Consider the following 22040-nt stretch of genomic DNA (forward strand, 5'->3'; position numbering starts at 1 on the left):
ATGGAGGAAACCTATCATCTAGATCTCATTGAGTTTCGCTTTCTCAATCAAGAAATCGATAAGCACGCGCGTTTTTCTCGCTTTCTGACTATTTTGAGAAAAATAAACGTAAAGCCCAGGGATTTCATGCCAGTAGTCTTCAAGAATCGGTATTAAAGTACCGTCTTTGAAGTGCTTCTCTGTCAACGTTGCTAAGAACCGACCAATACCAATCCCAGCTTTCGCTGCGTCGATACTGATATTGGTATCGTTCACTATCATGGCTAGGGGCATCTCGACAGTAATAGAGCTTCCATCTTGATCGAGTAGAAGTGGGGCCAGCTTGTTTGAGGCACCAAAACGATATTGAATCAGTTTATGTTGCTGTAGATCCTGCGGAACTTTAGGAATGCCATATTGCTGCTTGTAGTCTGGTGATATAAAAAGGGCTTCTTTCACTGGGTCGGTCAGTTTTCTGGCGACAAGGCCTTCTTCAATTCGATCTCCGAAGCGAATGCCAACGTCTATCCCTTCCTTAATAATATTCACTGACGTGTCTGATACTGAGATTTCGAGTTCGATATCTGGGTATAACTTGCAAAACTCGGGGAAGATAGGGCGAATAACGCTTTGATAAACAAACCGAGGGACCGTCATCCTTACTTTTCCTGAAGGGGCGTGGGATAAGTCATGGACACCTTCTAATGCATAATCGAGAGAAGCGATCGCATCGGTGGTATTTTCCAGTAAAAATTTCCCCGCTTCGGTTAGGCTCATTTGTCGCGTTGAGCGACTGAATAAAGGCAGTCCTAATTTTTTCTCTAGTAGCTTGAGCGATTGGCTGACAGAAGGCGCGGCCATTTCTAGCTTACGAGCAGCTCCTCGAATACTGCCTTCCTTCGCAATACTGTGAAAAATTACGATTTGATTATAACTTGCTCCTGCACCTTTCATCGCTAAATCCATTTTGCTTTTCGTAAGGAAAAGCCTAACAGTCTAGTAGTCTTGTGTCATCTTTAATTTATCAATCCATAACCTAGAATAGATTCATCAACAGATGAGTAATTTTCTAGTTTGCTCTTATTTTAAGTGACTTAGGCGACCCAACATCTTTAGCGTGAAATTGTCACTGTTGATGCTCCAGGTAGCTCTGAAATATTGTTCTACTCGGTGGCAACCGTCTGAACAACGTAACCTTACAACAGAGGACAAACAACATGAAAAATGTATTTACTCGCTCGCTGTTACTTGCAGGGCTTTTTTCTACAACTGCATTCGCTGGTGAAATGCCAATGAACAACCCACAAGCTGCTCAGGATGCGGTTGAGATAAACGATCCAGCACTGTGGCCAAAGCCAGCCAACCCTGTGGCCTCTGGCTCGGAAAACAGCGATGCGCTTAAAGTTGTACAAGGTTTTTTTGGTGCTTACGGTGAAGGTGACATGGAAGGTCTGAAGCAGTTTGTATCGGAAGATGTAGAGTGGCATATACCTGGCCGCCACCAACTTGCGGGCACTAAACGTGGTATTGATGAGTTTGTCGCTTTCTTTAATCAACTTGGCAAAGCTGGCTTTGCTGCCGAGGTAATGATTCTTGCGGCGAACGATACTTACGTTATTGATGCGCACCGAGGCTGGAGCTCAAATGCAGATGAGAACGTTGATTTGAACTGGATCCTTCTCTATCAAATTGAAGACGGCAAAATCAAACGCGTTCAAAACTTCTCAGGAAATCTCTATGAGTCTGACAAGTTCTTCGAAAAATTCGCTCAATCCATGAAGTAAAAACCATGATTCAGCCAATCGATATTGTGTCGTGTTATTGAATATTAAATCAGCCTGTTACCTTAGTAACAGGCTGTTTAGCTTGAGGTGGAATATGAAACAAACAAGCCAGAAAATAGCCTTGGTTACGGGCGGTAATCGAGGTATCGGAAAAGCGATCGTCGAATCATTGGCAGCGAAGGGAGTGAAAGTACTGCTTGCCTGTCGTGATAAAGAAGACGGACTTAAAGTCGCACGAGAAATTAACGGAGATGTGTCAGTCGTGCTGCTTGAACTTTCTGACCCTAAGAAGCTCAGTAAACAAATACGTCAAATTGATGCAGAGTATTCTCAGATAGATGTCCTTGTTAATAATGCAGGCGTACTTGAAGACAGAGGTTTTTCAAACCTAAGCAGTTCAGATTTGATGTATTCAATGCAAGTTAATGCACTCGCAGCATTCGAGCTCATCCAGTTCTTTGGAAATCGCATGGCAAACAATGGTTATGGTCGTATTGTTAACGTATCTTCCGGGTGGGGCGCGTTTTCTGATGGACTCACTGGCCCTGCCGCGTACTCGATTAGTAAAGCGACACTAAATGCGATTACTAAAGTTGCTGCAAACAACTATCCTGATAGCGTCAAAATCAACGCATTGTGCCCTGGTTGGGTGAGAACTCGTATGGGAGGAGCGTCAGCGACAAGGTCTCCTGAAATGGGGGCTGAGACGGCAGTTTGGCTAGCAACGTTGGATGATAAAGGGCCGACAGGACAGTTTTTCAGAGATAAAAAACAGATTGATTGGTAGTTAATGGAATATATAAAACCAAAGAAATAGTTATGAATGTGGCAATTGAACGCAAATAAAAAGGCCACCCAAAACATTTGGGTGGCCTGCGCTTAGGTCGAACTTGGAACCGACATTTAGGCGCAAAGCAGTATATGGACTGATAAAGACGAGTTATTCCGCATATTGAAGAGACATACGAGTGATCTTCCCGTCGTTGTTCCACCAATAATGGTAATGTGCAATCCAAGTACTCCACGCTACTTCTGTTTTGGCGTATGAATCATTTTTCTCTAGTATTCTCACATGTGAAAAGCTTCGCCCGTAAGGAATTACCTCTCTGATTGCCCAACGTCTAATGGCATTTTTACCCTCGAAATTACGTGAAACATCAGTCATGACAGAATTTTCCGCGAAGCAAGACATATAGGCATCAATATCTTCTGATTGAGTATTAGTCTGATAACAATCAATGGCTGTTGGAAGCGGCTGCGCGTAGGTCAAGCTTGGTGATAGAGCTAAAGCAAGTAGTAAGGATCTCATTCACTTTCCCTCTTTTTGGTATTTAACAGTAGGGATAACTTTAAACATTGCTTGATATTAGTTATTGAAGAAAAATGCTTTATCCGTAGTACTTTCTTGCTTGGTTTATTAAATTACAATGGTTAAGTATTCTGAGCATTTTTTGTCATTAACAGGGTTAAAATCCGTAAATTACTTCTTGCAGAGGCAAGAAGTAATTTACACGATGAGTATTGTTTAAACTCTATACATAGATAGAAATGCCATGACCACTACAACCACCACCAGAGCTGTGAGAAGCAACAGGTGGTGCAGGCTGAGGGGCTGCTTGTTGAGGTGGTGGAGTGCTAACTTGTTGTGGCACCTGTGCTGGTGCTGAACCTGATACATTCATATTTATTTCCTTATTTGATAATGACGTTTAAATCTCGATATCTACGAGGTTGAATAAACATAGTAATAATATCGGTTAACGCTAATGGAATGTAAGGCAAGGGTTCGCTATTAGTTTGTTAGGAAGAAGCTAACACTGGTGATTAAAATAAGTACCTATTTTTTTTGATTTCCTATTTAAATATTAAAATCACTTGTTGGGGTTGATTATCAATATTATTTAAGGTGCTACTCTAACCATTCAAACTGTAAGGCTTGATTTTAGAGTGTTGGTTAATGGCCAACTAATCGTTAGGTTACAACGTTATTTATGATCTTTGGGTAATTTACGTATAAAAAACGGCCAGGTATTTAGCCTGGCCGTTTTCAATGTGAGCTGTTTTTGCAAAAACTACGAGAGTTTAAAGGTAGCTACTTTGTCTGTTAGCTCTTGCGCTTGCTGCTTCAACTTCGTTGATTCTCGTGAGCTATCTTGAGTACTTATGACAAGCTCGTCGGCAACGTCTTTTATAGAGGTAATGTTCTGTGTGATCTCACCAGTGACGTGTGTTTGTTCTTCCGCTGCTGTTGCAATTTGTGTTGCCATGTCGCTGATTAACGAAACTGCATCATGGATTTCACTCAGGGCATTGGTTGCTTGATCCGCATCTGATACTGACTTGTTTGCCAAACCTGAACTGCTATCCATTAAACTAACTGCACGGGTCGTGGTTTGCTGGAGTGTATCAATCGTTGTTTTAATTTCTTCTGTGGATGCATGAGTTCGTTGTGACAGGACGCGAACTTCATCAGCTACCACAGCGAAACCTCGACCTTGCTCACCCGCGCGTGCTGCCTCAATTGCAGCGTTAAGTGCCAATAAGTTGGTTTGTTCAGCAATGCCTTGAATGGTAGAAAGTACAGTCGAAATCTCTTGAGCGTGACGATCCAAATCACTGATAACAGAACTTGCTTCATTTAGTTCAATCGCAAGGTTATTGATTGATCCTTTTGTTCTTTGTACTAAAGATTGGCCATTATTGGTGCTCTGGGTTGAGCCTTGCGCTGCATTGGCCGTTTGCTCTGCGTTGGAGGCGATTTCGCGTGTCGCGCTTGCAAGCTCAGTTACCGCCGTTGCAACCATGGTGATCTCTTGCTGCTGGTGGTGAATCTCAGAAACGGCATGGTTGGAACGCTGTGTATTGTTATCTGACTGTGCATTGATGAGATGCGCTTGCTCTCGGATATGGCCAATTAGCTTTTGTAGACTGTTCACAAAAGTATTGAAGTTATGGGCGAGACGACCCACTTCATCTTCGCTTTCGACATCAATTCGCTGAGTAAGATCACCACTACCATTGGCAATTTGCTCAAGTGCTTGCGAAACGTTGTTTAAAGGCCTAAATAGGATGCTACAAAGTAGGTTGAATAGCAGTGTACAAATAACTACTACGATGGCTGTTGCTAATACTTGACCCCACACAGCCTCAAATAAAGGTGCGACCAAAGAACCGTAGTTTATGACGGTAACGGTTGTTAGTGACGTTCCATCAATCTGCTGAGCGTATAATACGTACTCTTCCCCAGAGATTGAAATTGATTGGTCCTGCCCACTGCGTGATGCGTTTTGAATGGTATCGAAGTCTAAGCCCAGTTGTGTCACCGGCTGATTAAGAAGCTTGGTGTCTTTATGAGTAAAGATATTGCCTTTCTCATTAGCGATGAACATATAGCCGTCGCCAGGAAGGATCACTTTATCCATGCTGTTCAGAATGTCAGTGATTTCTACATCAGCACCTAACACGACCTGTTGGCCATGCAGATTGAGCGCTTTACCTAAAGAGACAACATTGGCACCGGTAGCGGCGGCAACGGTTGGGTTGTCCATAAATACTTTGCTAGGATTGGCGACGGCGTTGATATACCAACCCCATTGACGCGGGTCATCGTTTCCTGGCGGCAGCACAACGCCATTTGCGTTATCTTGACTACCATCTTGATAAGCCAAGAATACGTTATCGAAATCTGCAGAGTGGCTAACTTGCTTCAGGTGCGTCACGATAGCGGATTTATTGACTTCTTGAGACAGCGAAGTCAAGGCTCGCTCCTTCGATAGCAACCAATCAGTTACGTATTGATTATAAGATGCCGTTGTACTCTCAAGGCGCTGCTCAACTTCTACATCCATGCGATTTAGTGAAGCATTGAATGACAAAGCTTCTACGAGTAGTCCCCCGACTATGATGGCCGTACTCGCTGAAATCGCGAGTTTGTTTTTCAATGAGAGTTTCTTAAGCATTGTAAACCTTCTTAAGTGTTAGATTCAGTTCCATTCGGAACAAGCGAAAATTATGTAACTATTTATTTCTAAGCGTGAATTAAATAATCTTCGAAGTCTAGCTTTTCTAGGTTACCGAGCTCAAATATCCATAAAATTGTCTGTAGCTTGTAATGAATTCACAATATCTATGTTGTTTATGTTTACAATGACTTGCTATAGATCTCTGCTCATGAAGTGCCATTTGATGGACGAGTCGAAGAAGGGGGAAGGCCAATTCTGTATATCAATAGGAAAATAAAATCGGTGCTTCAGCGTATCCATGACACGTATTTGGGATACTCAAGGGAAGCGGGTGTTTGCTTCCCTTAGACAAATTTGAAAGGTTAAGTTATTTGGCTAGACGCGGGCCATGCTTTAATGCCCTCGATACTAATTATTCACCTCATATCAATTCCGCTTTTCGAAGATTACGACGCCAACTCTCTCTGCTCCCGCAATGAAGAATGGAGGTGTCTTCAGCGTGAGTTCGTTACCTTCTACGCTGTATTCTCGTTCTTCTGAATGGCCAACCCAGTTAGGAAATAGGGAATGCTCAATCACGTGTTGTAGCTTACCTTTCTCTTTGACAACCACCCGGCCCGCATAGGAACTGTATGTTTTCATCGCTAAGACGAATTCCTGCTCGCTACCAGATAAAATGTCATCGGACGAAAAAGCTTCGCGCTCACTAGTGTGCAGAGCCACACTCATAAAACCGTCTTCGGTGTAAATAAGCTGGCCGCTGGGTTTCTCACCAAATGGCAATAAGACATCGTCACCATTGTCACTGGTGAGCGTAAACCTTTTTAATGCCCATGTACCGATAAGTGCTTTGTCCATTGTCTACCTCAAAACAGATCAAACTTGGTTGCTTCAAATGTTTCCATCTCTAGTGAGTCGAACCATGGCTGCGCTTCAGCAAGGTGAGACTGCATGTGTTCTGTTGCTAGGTGTGCAAGAATATCTTCTTTGCTTTCCCACTTTTCAAAAAGAAAGAGCACTAATTCGTTTTCTGTATCGACGTTCAAGTCGTAGGCAATACACCCCTTTTCTGCTCTGACTGTTTCAGCAAGTTCTGCCATGTGAGCGATGAACTTTTCTTTGAATTCAGGTTTTACTTGGCCTTTTACTGTATTGACAATCATGAGGTTCTCCCAGTAGACAGTTGCTTTAAGTGAGCATTGCTTTGCTCCAATGGATACAAACGAATTTACGGGTGAATCTTTTGACAATAAATACAACAACACACAAAATACTTTTGTACATATAGGCAATAGGCAAAGTGATGAGTGAAACAAACCTAGACTTGAAACTACTGATGGTGTTTGTCGATGTTGTTGACGCTGGCAGTTTCACCGCAGCTGCGAACATGAGAGATACAGATGTTGCATACATCAGTCGCCAGATAAAAAAGTTAGAACAAGGGTTGGGGAGCGTGCTGTTTAATCGTTCAACGCGCTCGCTATCATTAACCTCATTGGGTAACGCGACGTATCAAGATGCATGTAAAATCAAAGCGTTGTCTCAAAATATTGTTGAATCGGCCAATCTCGAACAAGAGACGATACAGGGTACAGTTCGAGTCACTTGCGGTTATTACCTCGGCAGGCGATATGTGTTTCCTGTGTTAGAGAAGATAAGTGACCAATTTAGCAAACTGACAATCGAATTTGAGCTTAACGATGATCAGGTCGATTTGATTAAGCAACGCTTTGATTTGTCGCTTAGGGTATGGAAACCAAGAGATACCAATCTTGTTGCGCAGAAGCTACACAGTTTTAGCTTTAAGCTCGTCGCCACGCCAAGCTTTATTGCTCAACACGGTGTGCCACAGTTTCTTGATGATCTTTCCTCGCTACCTTCGGTGCTCTACGCACGACAAGAACACTCCAATAAGCAGTTCTCTTATTACGATTCGGAAGGCGTGATTCGGTCGCACCGCTTGGAAAGCAACTTACTGCTAAGTGACGCTGAGTTGATCGTACAAAGTGTATTAAGGGGCAGTAGGTACGGCATCTTCCCAACGTTTATGATTCAAGAACACTTAGAAAGTGGAGAGCTCATTGAGCTTTTACCTGAGATTGAAATTGCGAGTGATGAAGGGATTTACTTGGTGTACCCGACGAAGACAAAAACTAAAGCGGTTGAGTTGGTTATCGATGAACTAAAACGGCAGATTTCATTTTCATAAAATGCCTACAGCCTGGCTTTCTAATAACTTCCGATATTTAAAAATTAAATTAGGTACAGCTCGTGATGGAAGGCTGTGGGCAGTTTAAACTTGAAATAGCCAAAAGTAGAAATTAAACCTGATATGTTCTTAAATAATTGTTTACCATTGTCTTTTCTAAATCAGCAAGTCATCAATAACAAAAAAGTATAAAGGAGAATATAGTTGTAAAAAATTGGTGCGACAAGTAACATCATCTTAATCATGTTGGCCACGGAAAATTAATTTAACCTTCAATTTAAACTGCGGAACTTTCATGCACACCAAGAGAAATGTTTGAACGGTTAATAAGATATATACAGGATGAAGAACCCCAAAAACCACTCAATAATTATACTAACGGGAATAGTTAGTCTTGTGTTAGCAACGTTATTTTACAACCCATATACTCCCCATTACTATGAAGTGCTTATCAAAGACATAACCCCCCGATCAATGATTGAAATTACAGAATCTAAAGACTTGATATATTCTGGGTATTTAGGCGATGTAGGAATGGCCTGTCTATCGTCCTATAAACAACAAAATCGGATTCCGACTGCAACTAGCAACACATTTAAATTAAGAATTTGGGGGGCCAGTGATGAGCATTATATTACATTGAATGCGCTGAATGGAGAGGTGCACAGCTACCTGCTTTGGGATAAGATTTCACAGGGCAGCTATCGCGTTAAGGCAGAGAAAGTTGATTTATCTACACGTTGCTCTGTGACAATGAGAGGATTTGTTGATAATTCGTAAACAAGGAGACCACGCTGTAGAACTTAACATGGCTGTTTAAGGAATTTGAATACCTTGAGGTTGTATGAAAATCCCCAGAGCTTTGTTGTCAAACTTGTACTAATTCTTTTCGAATCAGGCTCACTAATCTCCGTTAATTATCAGCCAATTCTAGTGCGCTTATTCAATTTTTTGATCACCAATTGAAGTTCTATTCTTCTGGGTCTATCTGCTGTTCCATCTCTTCAAGCAATGGCGAAGTATCCCATACGTCTTGAGAACAAGGCGTTTTGCACTGGAACAAGAAAGAGTCACCCTGAGGCGTATAAATCTTGTCGCCATCAAAGCCATTTTTGTAGAACAGACGATCGACATTCGTTGTCATAATGAAATGGTTTTTATCAGCTAAGACGGTCTTAAGGTTCTGGTAAGTCTCATTACGCCCCAAGCGCGCACTATCCATTAAACTTGCAGAGAGGTATCCCCATCTAAGTTTGTCATCTTGATAGGGATATCCCAATAATTGATATCCATACTCAAAACCGTACTGAGTCATCGCAGGATAGTTCTTCTTGAACGCTTCACGATCATCAAGGTCAATGCCAGCAGGGATCGACATTCCCGCACCAGCACCAACTAGAATTGCGTCTGACTCATCAATAAGACTACGCATCTGGATTAACTGAGTATCCACAATCATAATGCCAATCCTTTCTGATAAAGTTCTGTTGTCTGCTCATCAAATGTGTTGAAAACAATGTGTTTAATCTTGTGGTTATGGCGACTTAGACACGCGTTAATCGTGTTGATGGCAATTTCTGCAGCTTCCTCCTTTGGGAAGCCAAATACGCCCGTAGAAATCGCACAAAACGCCACTGACTCAATCTCACCATGCTCTAAAGCAAGATCCAAACAACTGTTATAGCAATCAGCCAAAGCTTGTCTGTCACCATTGGTCAATGGAGCACCTCGATGGATGATGGGTCCCACAGTGTGTAAAACATAACGGCTTGGTAGGTTGTAACCACGAGTGAGTTTGGCTGTCCCCGTTATCTCATCCTCACCCTGGAGTTGGATAATGGTATGGCAATCTTCTCGAAGTCTTGGACCTGCAGCGGTGTGTATAGCATTGTCGATGCACGCATGAAACGGCTGAAAACACCCTTGCATCTGTGAGTTAGCGGCATTGACGATGGCTTCGGCTTGCAAGATTGTGATATCGCCCTGCCATGTGATTAGTTTGGTCCCGCAACTGTGGCGTTTAGTTACAGGTAAGTCAGATACGTCGACACTTGGCTTAGCACTGTTTTTCTGAATACACCAACTATCGATTGCTCTAAAAAGAGACTCGTTATGGTAACCGGCCGGGCGCAGTGTAAGCATGGTTTTTACCCACTCTTCTTTCTGATCAACAGAAACGATTGGGGCTGGGTGAGCTTTTACGTAAGCCGCCAAAGCTTGGTCATTAGACAGCTGCTCAATGACCTGATCAAGCTTGATGGTTTCTTTATATTCTGGTGACCAAAGCTCAAAGAGATTGATCTGCTTAGAGTAATGTTTTAAGTGCATATCACATCCACAGTATTGATTGCTTAGGTTCTATTCTAACTCTGCACTTTTAACCTAGTAGTGGGTAATGAGTTGAATCTATTTAAACCAAAACAATAAAAAAAGTGTTCGAAAGGGTGAGGGAGTGAAAGCCGCGCAATTGAACAGCGCGGCTTGCACATCAACCTGAAAGTCGGGATACAGAGAGGCGATATCACGCACCTCGACTTCGGGCATTTGTCGATCAATTTGGCGAATGATCTCTTTATTTGCATAAGAACTGCTCATTCGTGGATGAGCTAAGATAACGGTCGCTTTTTTCATAGAACATACTTTCGATGAATTGTTGAAATCTCTAAGAGTAATTATCTTGATTTCGCCAAAAGACAGTAGAAGGAGTGTGGTTATTTGTCTTTCAACCGAATGTAAAAGCTGACAGCGAGTATTTAATAAGAAAACTGATTAATGTCATGAAACTGGAGTGGAAGGTTTGGTATGTGGTGGAAATGGTGGGAATTGTTGGGCTCTAGAAAGGTTTTGGACAAAAGTTTGTTAGCGGCTTTTCAAAAATCATAGACGTTGAAAGAATATAGGGAGAACAGGCATTTCGTCTAAGGAAAAGCCTGTATTGAAAATGTTGAGAAGCAAGGTGAGTATGCACTGTGCCCTTAAGGCGGTGACATAAGAAGTTTGGTGCTTTACCCATGCGTAGAGTGCTTACGCCAAGGCTAAGCCGCTGTCTGGACTTTCTTGTGCTGGAATTCTATGTATCCTTGCGGGGCGGCCTTTTACGTGCGCCCACATCCGCAACATCGGACGCTTTGCAACAACCTCCGCCTTTGATCGGCCTACGTGAAAACATCACACCAATTGCGAGCATCGCAATACAACTTAGGAAAATAAGAACGGTAAGAACTAAAGTCATAACACCACCTCCTATAAATCGCTGTATTGTCATCTTTCTCCAATTTCACAAACAAAGCAATGGTTGATTTGCAACCACTTATTATTATCAATGGTCAGACTTTGCTGGTGATGAGAAACGAAGGCGAGTTCTGAAAAATCAGTCTCTTTTGCTATCCGTCTAGCAAGTTTTGGGCAGAAATGAGTTTGGCAACATCGCCTCTGTTAAATTCCAATCAGCATAGAAAGCAATACCTCTATAAGAGCTATGCTTTAGTTCAGTTCACCCTTACAACCGTAGATATTAACTATTTACACAGATGTTACACTTTCAAGGATGCATAACAGACATTATTGGACTCGATCAAACTATATTGCCTTCTGGCACGTGTCTACGAAAGTTCAGAGTCGAAGTGGAATCGATGCTCATGGGGGCATTGGCGCTCAAGCTGGCGCTGGCTTCACTTTGACAAAGTTGGATATACGTGGGCTATTGAGTTGGGTACGACGCTTGGTGTTGGTACAAGAACAAAGGTCAACTTCGATCTAACACCGAACTATCAAAGTATCAACCAACTATATACATCACCTGAAAAATGGTACAACAATACAACGATTCTGAAACCTAGTGTAGATTGGATACAGAAGACGATAAATAACGTAAATAATTATTGGGAAGCGTGGCAGTGGGAAGTCATTTATTATCAAATTCATTAGTAACTGGAGTTTTTATATTTTCATTGTTTTCCTTCGATGGGATGGCTGGATCCGGAGAGACTGCCAATAGTAGTTGTGCTTCATTTTGGGAAGAAGTTAGTTTAAGTGACTTAGAAAACAACCCGACTGACTATTTGATTGAGTGGAAAGAGCTTAAAAACAATTGCAGCGCACACGACGGATATTACGAAAGGCAGTTGGGCTATATTTATCTTGCGAGCCGGGATTTCGCCAAGGCGGAGATTGCGTTTAGAAATGCATCCAAGATGAATCCGGAATATCTTAATGATTTATCTCAACTGTACATGACTCAGTCTCAATATGTAGAAAATAGAGAAGTTGAATTTGACCTGTTAACTAAGGCTATGAGCATTTTAAAAGAGGTGGTTGAAGTTGGTAATGTGAATTATTCTGTATATCTCAATTTAGGCTCTATATACTTTATTTTGGAAGATTATCCCGACGCAATATTGCACCTTGAAAATTCAATTAACTTACAACAAACATCGTTAGCATTTTCTTTGCTAGGAAAATCATACTTCAATTTAGATAGGTACGAAGAAGCGAGAAAATCGATATATATAGCTTTTGAAATGGATAAAAAAGTCGCTGAGGATGAAAGCGCAATGTACGTACTAGCGATGTCTAATGTAGCACTAAAAGACTATGAAAATGCAAAAATCACATTATCGTTATTATCGAAAACACGACCTGACTTAATTGGCACAGAAACATATCAGGCAGTTTTCGATTCGATAGTTGATGGGTTTAGAGGTAAATAAGTAACAATCAATTTTATCAACACGAATCTAATCTGGTAGCCTTCAAGTTTTTAGCTTGACACTGCCAGATTAAATAGAACCTTTCTTTTCTACCTAAATTAGCTTTTTGAATAAAAGCGTCTCTTTTACTGCCTACTACAGAATTACTCTTTGGATGTGCTAAGGTGGATTTGACATAAATGCCCCATGAATCCACAGGGCGATATGGCTAATGTTTGAAGTTCCAAGATGGGGAAAGAATAAAATCATTAATAAACAAAATTTTAAAAAATCAACCATCGATAAAGTGAGACCAAGCACTCAATAAGACATGCCACTTTCTATACTTAAACAACATTTAAACTTAATAAACTGTGCAGAGCATTTGTTCTAACGAACTTTGGGGCAAAAATCATTTAGAACAAAAGCACGATTTACGAAGTGCCACCTGTGAAGGTTCTGGACAAAAATGTTTTAGATTTATTGCCCTGCGCCTTTCGATCAGATTAGAAAAATACTTTGAAACCTTAAATGCTTGTTATGTGTAAATTGCGATTTGCCAAAATGCTCGAATATTTTATACACACTTAACTCCGAGTGATGTGTTTGTATAATTTATGTTTAAATATCCTATTGAAATACCCTTTTTCTTGCTCTATTAATCGTAAAGAATTGGAGCACGTAGGGAGAAATATTGTTGAAATAGAGGTGATTGATGACAATAATGCAAGAGCTAATATATATAACCCATTTTCTTTTGATTCAGTATTGGGGTCCTGTACTACGCCAAAGTGACTGGCTGCCTTAAACCAATTAGATTTCGATATGTCATGGACCTTGCTATTAATTAGTTCTCTTTGAAAACTAGATATACGCTTTATATAGCCACCTTGCTCAAGGAAATTACTAAATTTCTCATTCTCTTTAGAGAGTGCAAATTTAGACCTTTCAAGAATACTACTTGATGTATACTCCGTACCAACAGAGTATACATCTGACGAAAAAAAGTAGGTATCAGGCATACCTTCCAAATTTCCACCCCGAAAGTACTTTATATTGTATTGTAATGGTCCTCTATTCGACTGTTTTGTCGTCAGATAGTAAAAAACTTCCATATTGCTCGGTAAGCGTTTGATACTGTCGACGTAAAAGTACTCTTCGTTTGGATATTTCTCAATGTCAGATATCTGGGTTATCCTTATTGGGTACTGTGTATACAATTCAATGGCATCTGTGGCTAACAACGAACAAACAACCCCAACCATTATCGGGAATAATGCTTGAGGTCTTTTCTTAATCCCTTCGCTAGTTTGTTTTTCTGAAACATCTGGCAACCTAGATACAGTTAATTTAAAAAGGGTGAAGTAAACGATAAAAACTGCGCTCATATATATAGCAAAGCTCAGACCGATAGGGTTCCTAAATTCACCAACTAAATACAGTAAAAAAGAACACAATGATATTATCGTTGTATTGAGGAAAATATAAGGAATAATAAAGTATATTACTTGCTTTTCATTTATTGATTTCATCTCACCTCCGAATGCCTAACGTCTAAACACCGACTTGGTGAGGTTGGTGGCTTTTTGCGTAAGCGAAAAAGGTGGCAGCAATACCAAATCCGCGTGCTTTTGACTCGCTAGCACTGAACGATTGCAACTGGCTTATTACTTGATGCCGCATCTTCAAGTGCCTCTATTAGAGTGGAAATTAAGTCGCGCCCCGTGGGTGTGACAAAGTAATTTGCTAATGAATTGATTTCCAAAGAGATATTACTACCCCACGGAGGATGCTTCTTTGGGTTTTCGATGTCCCAAACTGCTTTCTCAGGCTTAAAGGTAGCCAATTCACTTTGAATTTGATACAACTCTAATAGAGCTGATTTAGCTAAACTTGCGTCAAGATTACCTTGATACAGCTTGCCCAGTAAAACAGGAAACCGGCTAGCCCAGCCTTCACTCTCTAGATTGCTACCTATAGTACTGAAGAAAGCATGGAAGAAATCAGATGTGCCGATTTCATCAGTAATACTCCCTACTTTGATTCCTACTGACATTCTTGATCCCTATAGGGTGTTAACATTCTTTAGTCATGGGCAGTCGCGTTTTTCCATCTACCCAATTTTCGACTAACTTATCCTAAATCACTAAAAATTAAAGAAAATACAACGAGATGTGCATGCTGCCCTTAGATAAAAAAACCGCAAGCGTGTTATCCAAGGTATGAAAGTCATAGAACCATTAAGAAACCACAACTTAAAAAACTAGCCATCGACTAAACGAAACCAAAAACTCAATAAAACATGCCACTTTCCATACTTAAAAGACATACAAACTTAATAAACCGTGTAGGGCATTTTATCTAACGAGGTTTAGGGCCTTTTCGACTTTGACCAATTAGTGCAACAAATCGTTGCACTAAAAGTGTCAGCTTAACGTGTCAAACACCGCAACCTGTTACGTGTCTGTTGATACATCATCCCATTTTTGGCCCATATAACCGACGAGCCAATTCAAGGTGTAGTGCCTTTCTAAGACGACACTTGAATTAATCTCTGAGGGAGTTGGCCGTCCATTGATACGAGCGTCTACTACTGCCCAGTGATAACGGTAGATAAGATCGGTCTCATCGAGGATTTCGCTAATTGGTCTTAATTTAGCGTCGGAGATGAACTGTTCTGTAGACCTTTGGTCAACAAACGCAATAGCTGCATTCACATCACAGATAGTGCTTGGATAGGATAACTCTTCAACATAGCCTAAAGCCCATAGAAGAACCCAAGCTGCTTCATATCTCCAGATAAATTGGGTTGTATCATATTCGGAAGGCGACTCATCGTTAATAAATTTGACTTCATTTGGCGACAGCACACTCTCTAGATCATAAGTTTCAACTATTCCATCTATGCCTTCTTGATTCACTCCATGTGCTTTCACGGCTACTGTAAGTAAAGCGATAGCTCTTTTGGCAATCTCTTCTGTACTCCTTACTAAAGCCTCGTGTTCATCCTCGATATATGGAAGGTTTTTATTAATTGGGACGTCGTATTTGCTCAGGATTTGCTCAGATCTAACTTTTCTCTTTGCAGATGAGATGGATATTTTAGATTCCATCTGTTCAATGTGCTCTCTTCTTTCATTTATATCAGAGGCATTTACATCCATTACACAACCAAGCGCGAGCATCAGTAGTAACTTTTTCATAGGAGGTCTTGAATTCTCTTCACTTAATATTTGAAACAGGCTGGCTCGTTTGAATGCTCAAAACGCAACCTTAGATAGATAGTCTTTATATCTAGTTGCGGGGACTGTATGTCTAGTTCCTTCTTGAGACAATATTTATAAAAATTATGGTTTATAAACAGTGATCTACAGCTATAAAACAAGTGAATAGGTGATGGTGGTGGTTTTTATAGTCATAGACAGGGACTCACTAGCAACTAAAGCCGAGAAGGGTGGGGAGCTTGTTTTTAGGCCACACTGGCTAGAGCAACCTGTGTAGCTACTTCGCTACCTGAGTTTATCAACAATGAAGTCGATGAATAGGCGTGTCGGCTTGGGAAGATTCTCTCTGGATGAATAGTAAATCCAAACTGGTTTAGCACCAGGCCAAGCCGACTCTAATATCGGAACAACTTCTTGTTTTTCGAGCTCTTCTTTTACGTGCCATTTGCCCATATAGACGATACCTAGATCTTGCATCATCACGACTTTTGCAGCGCTGATATTAGATAGAGATAGCTTTCCTTGTGGCGTGAATTAGATGTGTTCATCGTCCTTATTTGACGATGTTTCGCGTAGTGGCCAAGTAAAAAGCCTACCGCTGGACAGCGGGTGGTAGATGATGGCGTTGTGTTGCTTCAGTTCTTCAATCGATTTTGGTTCACCGAACTTCTCAACGTAACCTTTGCTCGCAAAAAGCCCACTTTGCATCGATAGATTGTTCTTGCTACTAGACGACTGTCTTCATTGATGTGGTTACCAACACTCACATCAAAACCCTTATCGACTACATCAAGAACGTTGTCACTCAGTACAATATCTAATTCGATTATCCGGATAAAGAGTCATGAACTCGGCAATATGAGGCATGATGAACTTGCGGCCAAAACTGTCTGGCAGATTAACTCGTAACTCGCCTGATGGGTTTCGATTCTGCTCCGTTAAGCTATCCATGCTCTCTTCGATTTCTGAAATCAATGGCTCAACTCGATGGTGCAGAGCAGCGCCATCTTCAGTTAATGAAAACTGACGTGTATTACGATGGAAAAGTCGAACGCCCGCGTGTTTTTCAAGTGCAGCGACGCCCTTACTTACCGCTGCAGCAGAGATACCTAGCTTACGCCCAGCCGCAGAAAAGCTTCCTTCTTGGGCTGAACAAATAAATAAGGGGAGTTGAGAAGGCAACATAGATAGGCTCCTAAGCATGTCGACATACTGACGATAAGAGTAACTGTATAGAACAATTTTAAACTTATGGTTATAAGTGGTGCCACTTTTAATTTTTATCTTTATGTCGTTTGGCAATTTAAAAAAAGCTCAGTGATGTACAAACTAGTGTCCGAATTTGGTGATTTGTAGAGTATGCTTATCGCACCATACACATCGTTGAATGATAAGGAATTTATGCATAACGAAGATACAGGGCTCGATGAGTTGGGCTTTATCCGCAATGATTATTCGGTTGATAAGATTCAACCCGAGTTTAAACCCGTCGTCGACAGTGTGGTGCAGCAACTGACTCAACGATTTCCAGAGCAAATTGATGGAATTTATTTGTATGGAAGCGTCCCAAGAGGTACGGCTGTCGTAGGTCGTTCAGATCTTGATGTCTCTATTATTCTCAATACACTAATCACAGAATCAGCAAAGCGGATATTCCAAGAGCTAAGCACTGCAATTCCCAATCGTCACCCTGAGATCAGTAAGATCGATATCGATCCGGGTTATCTCAATACCATTCAAAAACCAGAAGAGCTTTACCATTGGCAGTTTTGGCTTAAACATTGTTGTTGCTGTGTATGGGGTAATGACAGAGCGATTTCATTCGTTAAGCATCAGCCTAAGTTAGAGATAGCTCTTGCTCTAAATGGGGATCTACCCGCGTTCTTAGGTCAAATGGCTGATAGCTTCTCTAAAATGGACGACAAAGCGGTTGCGAAGATCATCGGCAAGAAGTTAGTAAGGGCAGCGTACTATTTTATCGCAGAAAAAGACGGGAGTTGGTGTGTCGATTTAGCTCAATGCGCTCAAGCGGCGAAAGAGCATTACCAAGACCAACAAGACGATATTGAACTCGCGTACTTATTTGCACGGGGAAAGCTCACATCCAAAGCAGATGCGTTAGAACTCTACCAGCGATTAAGTGGCAAGATTAATGAAGTGGCGACTTAAGCGCTTCATCTGAATCATGACTCTTGGCAATTTCATTGTGCGCTAAATCAAAACGTGAAGTGCCCATTCTGGAGCTCATTGATGGTTTTCTATACTCTTCAGCGATATTGATTTAGGAGAGAACATTATGAAAAGGATTTCTGCTTTACTGTTAGCGCTATTGGCAGCTTGCTCCATCAATGTTCAAGCGAACGATCAGCAACTCAAGCAAGCATACCAAAACCACCAAAGCGACTTTCAGCTCCAAGGTTCAGGGACCGTATCAAGAGTACTTCCTGACGATAATATCGGCTCTAGACATCAGAAGTTCATACTACGTTTGGACAGTCGACAGACATTGCTGGTCGCGCACAATATCGATTTGGCACCACGTATTCCAAATTTAAAAGTTGGTGATGCCGTTCAGTTTTATGGCGAGTATGAATGGAACGAGAAGGGTGGCGTGATTCACTGGACACATCGAGATCCTGGAAATCGACATGCCCACGGATGGCTCAAACACCAAGGCAAGATTTACGAGTAAATTCGCTAGATTGATGCCGACAAAGGCAGCTTAAATGGATTGTTCTTAAATGATATGGGAGGAGAAAACTTGAAAAGTAGTATTACTATCAGCTTACCACAGATACCTGTTACCAAAGGCGACGTATCGACGAACTTGAAGCACCACATCAGTGCTATTGAGCGATCTTCTCAGCAGAGCGCAGATGTTGTGGTATTCCCTGAGCTTTCTCTTACTGGCTATGAGCTTGAACTTGCTTCTGATTTGGCGTTTGACCCACAACCTTCTGCGTTCACAGAGCTGTCACAAGCTGCGGTAACACACGAGATTGTTGTGATTGCTGGCTGCCCTCTGAACACTTCAGGATCTTCCAAACCAACCATTGGCTCTGCGATTTGTTTCCCCGATGGTAAGGTTGAGTATTACTCCAAGCAATATCTGCATTCTGGTGAAGAGATATATTGCTCACGAGGAGAGCGAGATTATCATTTTAAACTAAAGGGTAATCAGATTGCGCTGGCTATCTGTGCTGATTTTATTGAGCCGCTACACTCTACAAGAGCCAAAACAATGGGTGCTGACGTGTATTTGGTGAGTGCACTCATCTCTGAAATGGGTTTCGAACCAGATTCTAAATTATTGTCTGATATTGCTTCTACACATAACCTACCTGTGCTGCTAAGTAACCATATATCGGTGACTGGAGGCTGGGATACATGTGGCAAAAACTCGATATGGGGAGCTAGCGGTAATCGTGCAACTTTGGCGAACTCTAAAGAGGAGTGCTTGGTTCTATGTACAATTGATAACGACAACATTGAAGCTCGTTGCGTTAAGGACACTGCTTTGGCGTAACTCGCAAATTGGTTTGGTGCGCATCCGTTGTTGAATATAGGGTTTATTCTCTAGAAGATAGGAGTCACATGTTGAAAGAAGTTACCCAAATCCTCGATTTCATGGTCGAAATTGAAAAGCTAAAAGGAGTATTGAGAAAATCGAGACCGGTTGGCTTGAAGCGGCATGAGAACTCTGGCGAGCACAGTTGGCATGTGTGTATTAGTGCTCTGATGTTAAAAGACTACGCTGACGAGGCCATTAACATCGATCGCGTGATCAAAATGCTGTTGATTCACGATCTAGGCGAGATCGATGCTGGCGACAAAATCGTTTATGAGTCAGAAACTGTAGAGCAAAAGAATAAAGAGTGGAATGGCGTCAAACGAGTGCTCGATATGCTGCCAAACCGACAAGGTGAAGAATATTTGGCACTGTGGGAAGAATTTGAACTTGGTGAAAGTGCCGATGCAAAATATGCAAAAGCCATCGATCGTATCCCTCCGCTTCTCCACAACATCAATGATGATGGCTACGGTTGGAAGAAGCATCATATTCCCAAAGAGAAGGTTCTCAACTTCAACCAGCAAAGAATATCAGCTGGTGGAGAGAAGATATGGAAAGGCGTCGAAGCTAAACTACAACAAGCTATCGTCGATGGAATTCTAACCTAATCATCCCAGTTAGTTCTTCGGTTAAGCACAACCATTCTCCTATGAATGTCATTGTGAGCTTTCCTAAGGGGTTGAGTCATGTAGAATCGGTGTTTTAAGTTTAGAGGCCGCCATGATGAAACCAGTGCAACAGCAAATCGGAAACATCGCCCTTGTTGTCGAAAACTATGACGACGCCATTGAGTTCTATACGCAGAAACTTCAATTTACGTTAGTTGAAGATACCGATTTAGGCGGTGGTAAACGCTGGGTACAGGTCGCTCCGCCCAATTCTAACGGTACCAACCTTTTGCTTGCTCAAGCGAGTACCGAATCTCAAACACAAGCCATCGGTAACCAAACGGGTGGTCGCGTGTTTTTGTTTCTTCAAACCAACGACTTTTGGCGTGATTATGAATCCATGAAAGCCAAGGGTGTGAGGTTTAACGAAGAGCCTAGAGTTGAAGAGTATGGAACTGTGGTTGTGTTTCAGGATCTGTACGGAAATAAGTGGGATTTGCTGCAGCTAAATCGAAGCGGAAACTAGCGGGCATAACCGTCGACCGCAATCAGGAGGTAGAGATGGAACTTAGAAAATTTAGACAGGAAGACTACGATACCCTGATTCTTTGGATAGATTCAGAACGGCTCAACTATCAGTGGGGCGGTCCGAATTTTGATTTTCCATTAGACCAAAATCAACTCGAACACCATTGCGTGAAACCCGAGGTGCTGCCATTTATCTTCATTTCAAATGGAGAGGAAGCAGGTTATGTTGAGTTGTTCAAAGTGTCAGATTCTCAATATCGTATTTGCCGTGTATTTGTCTCGAATGATTTTCGCGGACAGGGGTTGGCGAAGATCATGCTTAAACAGCTCATCGACAAAGCTCGAGTCGAATACAAGGCACAGATCTTAACGCTGGCTGTGTTTGAGCGAAATGTCGTTGCTAAAGGGTGCTATGAATCTCTTGGTTTCGTGGTGACATCTCGTGAGTCTGGAACACGCAGTTTTGATGGTGAGTTGTGGGATTTGTTGCTAATGGAAAAACACTACAATTAATAACTTTAGGAACATCAAATGAAAGCTGTGTTACTCGTCGCTTTGGCGATGTTACCGATTGCTGCGCTCGCTCAACAAGATGAAATCGATTGTGAGAACGCAATGAATACCTTAGAGATCAATCAATGTGCAGCGATAGAGTTACGAACCGCTGAAGAGCAATTAGAGACTTATCTTCAAGCAAGCTTTGAACATAATGCTGAAGATCCAACCTTGGTGGAAGCAATTAAGCGAGCGCAGACAGATTGGTCGACTTATATGAACTCTCATTGTGACGCTGTCTACACGCAATGGCGAGATGGCTCTATTCGTGGGGTTATGGCGCTTTCTTGTAAAACTGAGCTAACCAAAGAGCGAACACATCAAGTCTGGGCCAATTTCTTAACTTATATGGACAGCACACCGCCCGTTTTACCTGAGCCAAAGGTTAGCAACGATTAGTGCATTCTTGGTTTGTGCATCTGAAATTTTTGCCGTGTTTCCCCTCTCTTTATAGATAACATGAGGAGAAACGTTATGAAGTATCTTGCCAAAATTGTTCTAACACTTGTCTTTGGGTTGGGGATTGCCGCCCCGTCTTTTGCTCTTGAACCGGTATACAGTGACTTTTTCGGCAAAGCGATCCGAGGTTACGATCCCGTAGCGTACTTCACTCAAAGTAAAGCTGTGGAAGGAAGCGATAATTACCGCTACGAATGGAATGGTGCTGAATGGCGATTTTCCTCACAACGACATCTCGATTTATTCAAAGCGGACCCTGAACAATACGCCCCTCAATACGGCGGATACTGTGCTTGGGCGGTGAGTAAAGGTTATACCGCCAAAATAGACCCGCGAGCTTGGAATATCGTCGATGGCAAGCTTTACCTAAATTACAGTAAATCGGTACAACAAACTTGGCAGGGTGATATCGCTGGCAACATTGCAAACGCCGACGCCAATTGGCCAAGATTGCTGAATGAGTAAATGAACCC

General features: G+C 41.8%; 27 protein-coding genes and 1 pseudogene. 13 read left to right on the forward strand and 15 right to left on the reverse strand.

Annotated features, from left to right (window positions below):
* Window positions 1-18: 18 nt before the first annotated feature.
* On the reverse strand, window positions 19-933 hold the full coding sequence (locus tag AC6R05_RS24365; RefSeq protein WP_500648991.1) for a LysR substrate-binding domain-containing protein: 915 nt from the start codon (window positions 931-933) through the stop codon (window positions 19-21).
* Window positions 934-1196: 263 nt separating this feature from the next.
* Between AC6R05_RS24365 and AC6R05_RS24370 the strand changes: the two genes are divergently transcribed.
* Both AC6R05_RS24370 and AC6R05_RS24375 read left to right on the forward strand, forming a co-directional pair.
* Window positions 1197-1763, forward strand: coding sequence for a nuclear transport factor 2 family protein (locus AC6R05_RS24370; RefSeq protein WP_500648992.1), 567 nt, complete (start codon window positions 1197-1199; stop codon window positions 1761-1763).
* Between the two features lie 94 nt (window positions 1764-1857).
* Window positions 1858-2550 (forward strand): SDR family NAD(P)-dependent oxidoreductase, encoded by a 693-nt coding sequence (locus AC6R05_RS24375; protein WP_500648993.1) that lies wholly within the window; start codon window positions 1858-1860, stop codon window positions 2548-2550.
* Window positions 2551-2703: 153 nt separating this feature from the next.
* On the opposite strand, the gene AC6R05_RS24380 is transcribed toward AC6R05_RS24375, so the two are convergent.
* The 5 genes from AC6R05_RS24380 to AC6R05_RS24400 form a co-directional block, all read right to left on the reverse strand.
* Window positions 2704-3072: a Cif family virulence factor gene (locus tag AC6R05_RS24380; RefSeq protein WP_500648994.1), complete on the reverse strand. Its 369-nt coding sequence runs from the start codon at window positions 3070-3072 to the stop codon at window positions 2704-2706.
* Between the two features lie 223 nt (window positions 3073-3295).
* Window positions 3296-3445 carry a hypothetical protein gene (locus tag AC6R05_RS24385; protein WP_500648995.1) on the reverse strand — a complete coding sequence of 50 codons (150 nt, stop codon included), beginning with the start codon at window positions 3443-3445 and terminating at the stop codon, window positions 3296-3298.
* 390 nt (window positions 3446-3835) lie between these two features.
* Entirely contained in the window at window positions 3836-5722 is a 1887-nt protein-coding gene (locus tag AC6R05_RS24390) for a methyl-accepting chemotaxis protein (RefSeq protein ID WP_500648996.1), read from the reverse strand.
* 429 nt (window positions 5723-6151) lie between these two features.
* Window positions 6152-6583 (reverse strand): lipocalin-like domain-containing protein, encoded by a 432-nt coding sequence (locus AC6R05_RS24395; RefSeq protein ID WP_500648997.1) that lies wholly within the window; start codon window positions 6581-6583, stop codon window positions 6152-6154.
* An 8-nt stretch (window positions 6584-6591) separates the two neighbouring features.
* Complete coding sequence (locus AC6R05_RS24400) at window positions 6592-6888, reverse strand: putative quinol monooxygenase (RefSeq protein WP_500648998.1); 297 nt, start codon at window positions 6886-6888, stop codon at window positions 6592-6594.
* 140 nt (window positions 6889-7028) lie between these two features.
* Here AC6R05_RS24400 and AC6R05_RS24405 point away from each other — a divergent pair, with 140 nt between their 5' ends.
* Both AC6R05_RS24405 and AC6R05_RS24410 read left to right on the forward strand, forming a co-directional pair.
* Window positions 7029-7934: a LysR family transcriptional regulator gene (locus AC6R05_RS24405; RefSeq protein ID WP_500648999.1), complete on the forward strand. Its 906-nt coding sequence runs from the start codon at window positions 7029-7031 to the stop codon at window positions 7932-7934.
* Window positions 7935-8276: 342 nt separating this feature from the next.
* Complete coding sequence (locus AC6R05_RS24410; RefSeq protein ID WP_500649000.1) at window positions 8277-8714, forward strand: hypothetical protein; 438 nt, start codon at window positions 8277-8279, stop codon at window positions 8712-8714.
* 190 nt (window positions 8715-8904) lie between these two features.
* Here AC6R05_RS24410 and AC6R05_RS24415 read toward each other — a convergent pair whose 3' ends face one another.
* The 3 genes from AC6R05_RS24415 to AC6R05_RS24425 all read right to left on the reverse strand — a co-directional run bounded on the left by AC6R05_RS24415 (window position 8905) and on the right by AC6R05_RS24425 (window position 10565).
* A complete protein-coding gene (locus AC6R05_RS24415; RefSeq protein WP_500649001.1) occupies window positions 8905-9393 on the reverse strand; it encodes an SIR2 family NAD-dependent protein deacylase in 489 nt (162 codons plus the stop codon).
* The gene (locus AC6R05_RS24420; RefSeq protein WP_500649002.1) at window positions 9390-10262 is read right to left on the reverse strand and encodes a protein-ADP-ribose hydrolase; all 873 of its coding nucleotides are present in this window, start codon (window positions 10260-10262) and stop codon (window positions 9390-9392) included. Before AC6R05_RS24420 ends, AC6R05_RS24415 begins: the two co-directional genes overlap by 4 nt.
* Before the next feature lie 78 nt (window positions 10263-10340).
* Window positions 10341-10565 carry a hypothetical protein gene (locus AC6R05_RS24425; RefSeq protein WP_500649003.1) on the reverse strand — a complete coding sequence of 75 codons (225 nt, stop codon included), beginning with the start codon at window positions 10563-10565 and terminating at the stop codon, window positions 10341-10343.
* A 1265-nt stretch (window positions 10566-11830) separates the two neighbouring features.
* Here AC6R05_RS24425 and AC6R05_RS24430 point away from each other — a divergent pair.
* Window positions 11831-12643 (forward strand): tetratricopeptide repeat protein, encoded by an 813-nt coding sequence (locus tag AC6R05_RS24430; RefSeq protein WP_500649004.1) that lies wholly within the window; start codon window positions 11831-11833, stop codon window positions 12641-12643.
* Between the two features lie 566 nt (window positions 12644-13209).
* Here the strand turns inward: AC6R05_RS24430 and AC6R05_RS24435 are convergent.
* The 6 genes and pseudogenes from AC6R05_RS24435 to AC6R05_RS24460 form a co-directional block, all read right to left on the reverse strand.
* Window positions 13210-14154 (reverse strand): hypothetical protein, encoded by a 945-nt coding sequence (locus tag AC6R05_RS24435; protein ID WP_500649005.1) that lies wholly within the window; start codon window positions 14152-14154, stop codon window positions 13210-13212.
* Window positions 14155-14261: 107 nt separating this feature from the next.
* Window positions 14262-14678 carry an Imm70 family immunity protein gene (locus AC6R05_RS24440; RefSeq protein WP_500649006.1) on the reverse strand — a complete coding sequence of 139 codons (417 nt, stop codon included), beginning with the start codon at window positions 14676-14678 and terminating at the stop codon, window positions 14262-14264.
* Window positions 14679-15078: 400 nt separating this feature from the next.
* A complete protein-coding gene (locus tag AC6R05_RS24445; protein WP_500649007.1) occupies window positions 15079-15825 on the reverse strand; it encodes a DUF4272 domain-containing protein in 747 nt (248 codons plus the stop codon).
* A gap of 306 nt (window positions 15826-16131) precedes the next feature.
* Window positions 16132-16368 (reverse strand): annotated as a pseudogene (locus AC6R05_RS24450) (LysR substrate-binding domain-containing protein); the annotation flags it as partial.
* Between the two features lie 12 nt (window positions 16369-16380).
* Window positions 16381-16554, reverse strand: a complete 174-nt coding sequence (locus AC6R05_RS24455; protein WP_500649008.1) for a hypothetical protein — start codon at window positions 16552-16554, stop codon at window positions 16381-16383.
* A 93-nt stretch (window positions 16555-16647) separates the two neighbouring features.
* The gene (locus AC6R05_RS24460; RefSeq protein ID WP_500649009.1) at window positions 16648-17031 is read right to left on the reverse strand and encodes a LysR family transcriptional regulator; all 384 of its coding nucleotides are present in this window, start codon (window positions 17029-17031) and stop codon (window positions 16648-16650) included.
* Between the two features lie 216 nt (window positions 17032-17247).
* On the opposite strand from AC6R05_RS24460, the gene AC6R05_RS24465 reads away from it, so the two are divergent.
* From AC6R05_RS24465 to AC6R05_RS24500, 8 genes are all read left to right on the forward strand, one after another.
* Window positions 17248-18015 (forward strand): nucleotidyltransferase domain-containing protein, encoded by a 768-nt coding sequence (locus tag AC6R05_RS24465; protein WP_500649010.1) that lies wholly within the window; start codon window positions 17248-17250, stop codon window positions 18013-18015.
* Window positions 18016-18142: 127 nt separating this feature from the next.
* A complete protein-coding gene (locus AC6R05_RS24470; RefSeq protein WP_500649011.1) occupies window positions 18143-18538 on the forward strand; it encodes a DUF3465 domain-containing protein in 396 nt (131 codons plus the stop codon).
* Window positions 18539-18607: 69 nt separating this feature from the next.
* Complete coding sequence (locus tag AC6R05_RS24475; protein ID WP_500649012.1) at window positions 18608-19372, forward strand: carbon-nitrogen hydrolase family protein; 765 nt, start codon at window positions 18608-18610, stop codon at window positions 19370-19372.
* Between the two features lie 71 nt (window positions 19373-19443).
* A complete protein-coding gene (locus tag AC6R05_RS24480; protein WP_500649034.1) occupies window positions 19444-20025 on the forward strand; it encodes an HD domain-containing protein in 582 nt (193 codons plus the stop codon).
* Window positions 20026-20137: 112 nt separating this feature from the next.
* Window positions 20138-20551: a VOC family protein gene (locus AC6R05_RS24485; protein WP_152471061.1), complete on the forward strand. Its 414-nt coding sequence runs from the start codon at window positions 20138-20140 to the stop codon at window positions 20549-20551.
* Between the two features lie 35 nt (window positions 20552-20586).
* Window positions 20587-21066, forward strand: a complete 480-nt coding sequence (locus tag AC6R05_RS24490; protein ID WP_500649013.1) for a GNAT family N-acetyltransferase — start codon at window positions 20587-20589, stop codon at window positions 21064-21066.
* A gap of 18 nt (window positions 21067-21084) precedes the next feature.
* The gene (locus AC6R05_RS24495; protein ID WP_500649014.1) at window positions 21085-21507 is read left to right on the forward strand and encodes a lysozyme inhibitor LprI family protein; all 423 of its coding nucleotides are present in this window, start codon (window positions 21085-21087) and stop codon (window positions 21505-21507) included.
* A 75-nt stretch (window positions 21508-21582) separates the two neighbouring features.
* Window positions 21583-22032 carry a YHS domain-containing (seleno)protein gene (locus AC6R05_RS24500; protein WP_500649015.1) on the forward strand — a complete coding sequence of 150 codons (450 nt, stop codon included), beginning with the start codon at window positions 21583-21585 and terminating at the stop codon, window positions 22030-22032.
* Window positions 22033-22040 lie beyond the last annotated feature (8 nt).

The organism is Vibrio sp. R11-SG3-ISO9, assembly GCF_059834255.1.

Bases quoted from the DNA above. Each gene is read 5' to 3' on its own strand.
- AC6R05_RS24415 (WP_500649001.1), bottom strand. From the start codon at position 9,393: ATGATTGTGGATACTCAGTTAATCCAGATGCGTAGTCTTATTGATGAG.
- AC6R05_RS24390 (WP_500648996.1), bottom strand. From the start codon at position 5,722: ATGCTTAAGAAACTCTCATTGAAAAACAAACTCGCGATTTCAGCGAGT.
- AC6R05_RS24495 (WP_500649014.1), top strand. From the start codon at position 21,085: ATGAAAGCTGTGTTACTCGTCGCTTTGGCGATGTTACCGATTGCTGCG.
- AC6R05_RS24470 (WP_500649011.1), top strand. From the start codon at position 18,143: ATGAAAAGGATTTCTGCTTTACTGTTAGCGCTATTGGCAGCTTGCTCC.
- AC6R05_RS24465 (WP_500649010.1), top strand. From the start codon at position 17,248: ATGCATAACGAAGATACAGGGCTCGATGAGTTGGGCTTTATCCGCAAT.
- AC6R05_RS24485 (WP_152471061.1), top strand. From the start codon at position 20,138: ATGATGAAACCAGTGCAACAGCAAATCGGAAACATCGCCCTTGTTGTC.
- AC6R05_RS24365 (WP_500648991.1), bottom strand. From the start codon at position 933: ATGAAAGGTGCAGGAGCAAGTTATAATCAAATCGTAATTTTTCACAGT.
- AC6R05_RS24370 (WP_500648992.1), top strand. From the start codon at position 1,197: ATGAAAAATGTATTTACTCGCTCGCTGTTACTTGCAGGGCTTTTTTCT.
- AC6R05_RS24425 (WP_500649003.1), bottom strand. From the start codon at position 10,565: ATGAAAAAAGCGACCGTTATCTTAGCTCATCCACGAATGAGCAGTTCT.
- AC6R05_RS24455 (WP_500649008.1), bottom strand. From the start codon at position 16,554: ATGCAAAGTGGGCTTTTTGCGAGCAAAGGTTACGTTGAGAAGTTCGGT.
- AC6R05_RS24435 (WP_500649005.1), bottom strand. From the start codon at position 14,154: ATGAAATCAATAAATGAAAAGCAAGTAATATACTTTATTATTCCTTAT.
- AC6R05_RS24385 (WP_500648995.1), bottom strand. From the start codon at position 3,445: ATGAATGTATCAGGTTCAGCACCAGCACAGGTGCCACAACAAGTTAGC.
- AC6R05_RS24440 (WP_500649006.1), bottom strand. From the start codon at position 14,678: ATGTCAGTAGGAATCAAAGTAGGGAGTATTACTGATGAAATCGGCACA.
- AC6R05_RS24460 (WP_500649009.1), bottom strand. From the start codon at position 17,031: ATGTTGCCTTCTCAACTCCCCTTATTTATTTGTTCAGCCCAAGAAGGA.
- AC6R05_RS24375 (WP_500648993.1), top strand. From the start codon at position 1,858: ATGAAACAAACAAGCCAGAAAATAGCCTTGGTTACGGGCGGTAATCGA.
- AC6R05_RS24420 (WP_500649002.1), bottom strand. From the start codon at position 10,262: ATGCACTTAAAACATTACTCTAAGCAGATCAATCTCTTTGAGCTTTGG.
- AC6R05_RS24405 (WP_500648999.1), top strand. From the start codon at position 7,029: ATGAGTGAAACAAACCTAGACTTGAAACTACTGATGGTGTTTGTCGAT.
- AC6R05_RS24400 (WP_500648998.1), bottom strand. From the start codon at position 6,888: ATGATTGTCAATACAGTAAAAGGCCAAGTAAAACCTGAATTCAAAGAA.
- AC6R05_RS24490 (WP_500649013.1), top strand. From the start codon at position 20,587: ATGGAACTTAGAAAATTTAGACAGGAAGACTACGATACCCTGATTCTT.
- AC6R05_RS24380 (WP_500648994.1), bottom strand. From the start codon at position 3,072: ATGAGATCCTTACTACTTGCTTTAGCTCTATCACCAAGCTTGACCTAC.
- AC6R05_RS24445 (WP_500649007.1), bottom strand. From the start codon at position 15,825: ATGAAAAAGTTACTACTGATGCTCGCGCTTGGTTGTGTAATGGATGTA.
- AC6R05_RS24395 (WP_500648997.1), bottom strand. From the start codon at position 6,583: ATGGACAAAGCACTTATCGGTACATGGGCATTAAAAAGGTTTACGCTC.
- AC6R05_RS24410 (WP_500649000.1), top strand. From the start codon at position 8,277: ATGAAGAACCCCAAAAACCACTCAATAATTATACTAACGGGAATAGTT.
- AC6R05_RS24500 (WP_500649015.1), top strand. From the start codon at position 21,583: ATGAAGTATCTTGCCAAAATTGTTCTAACACTTGTCTTTGGGTTGGGG.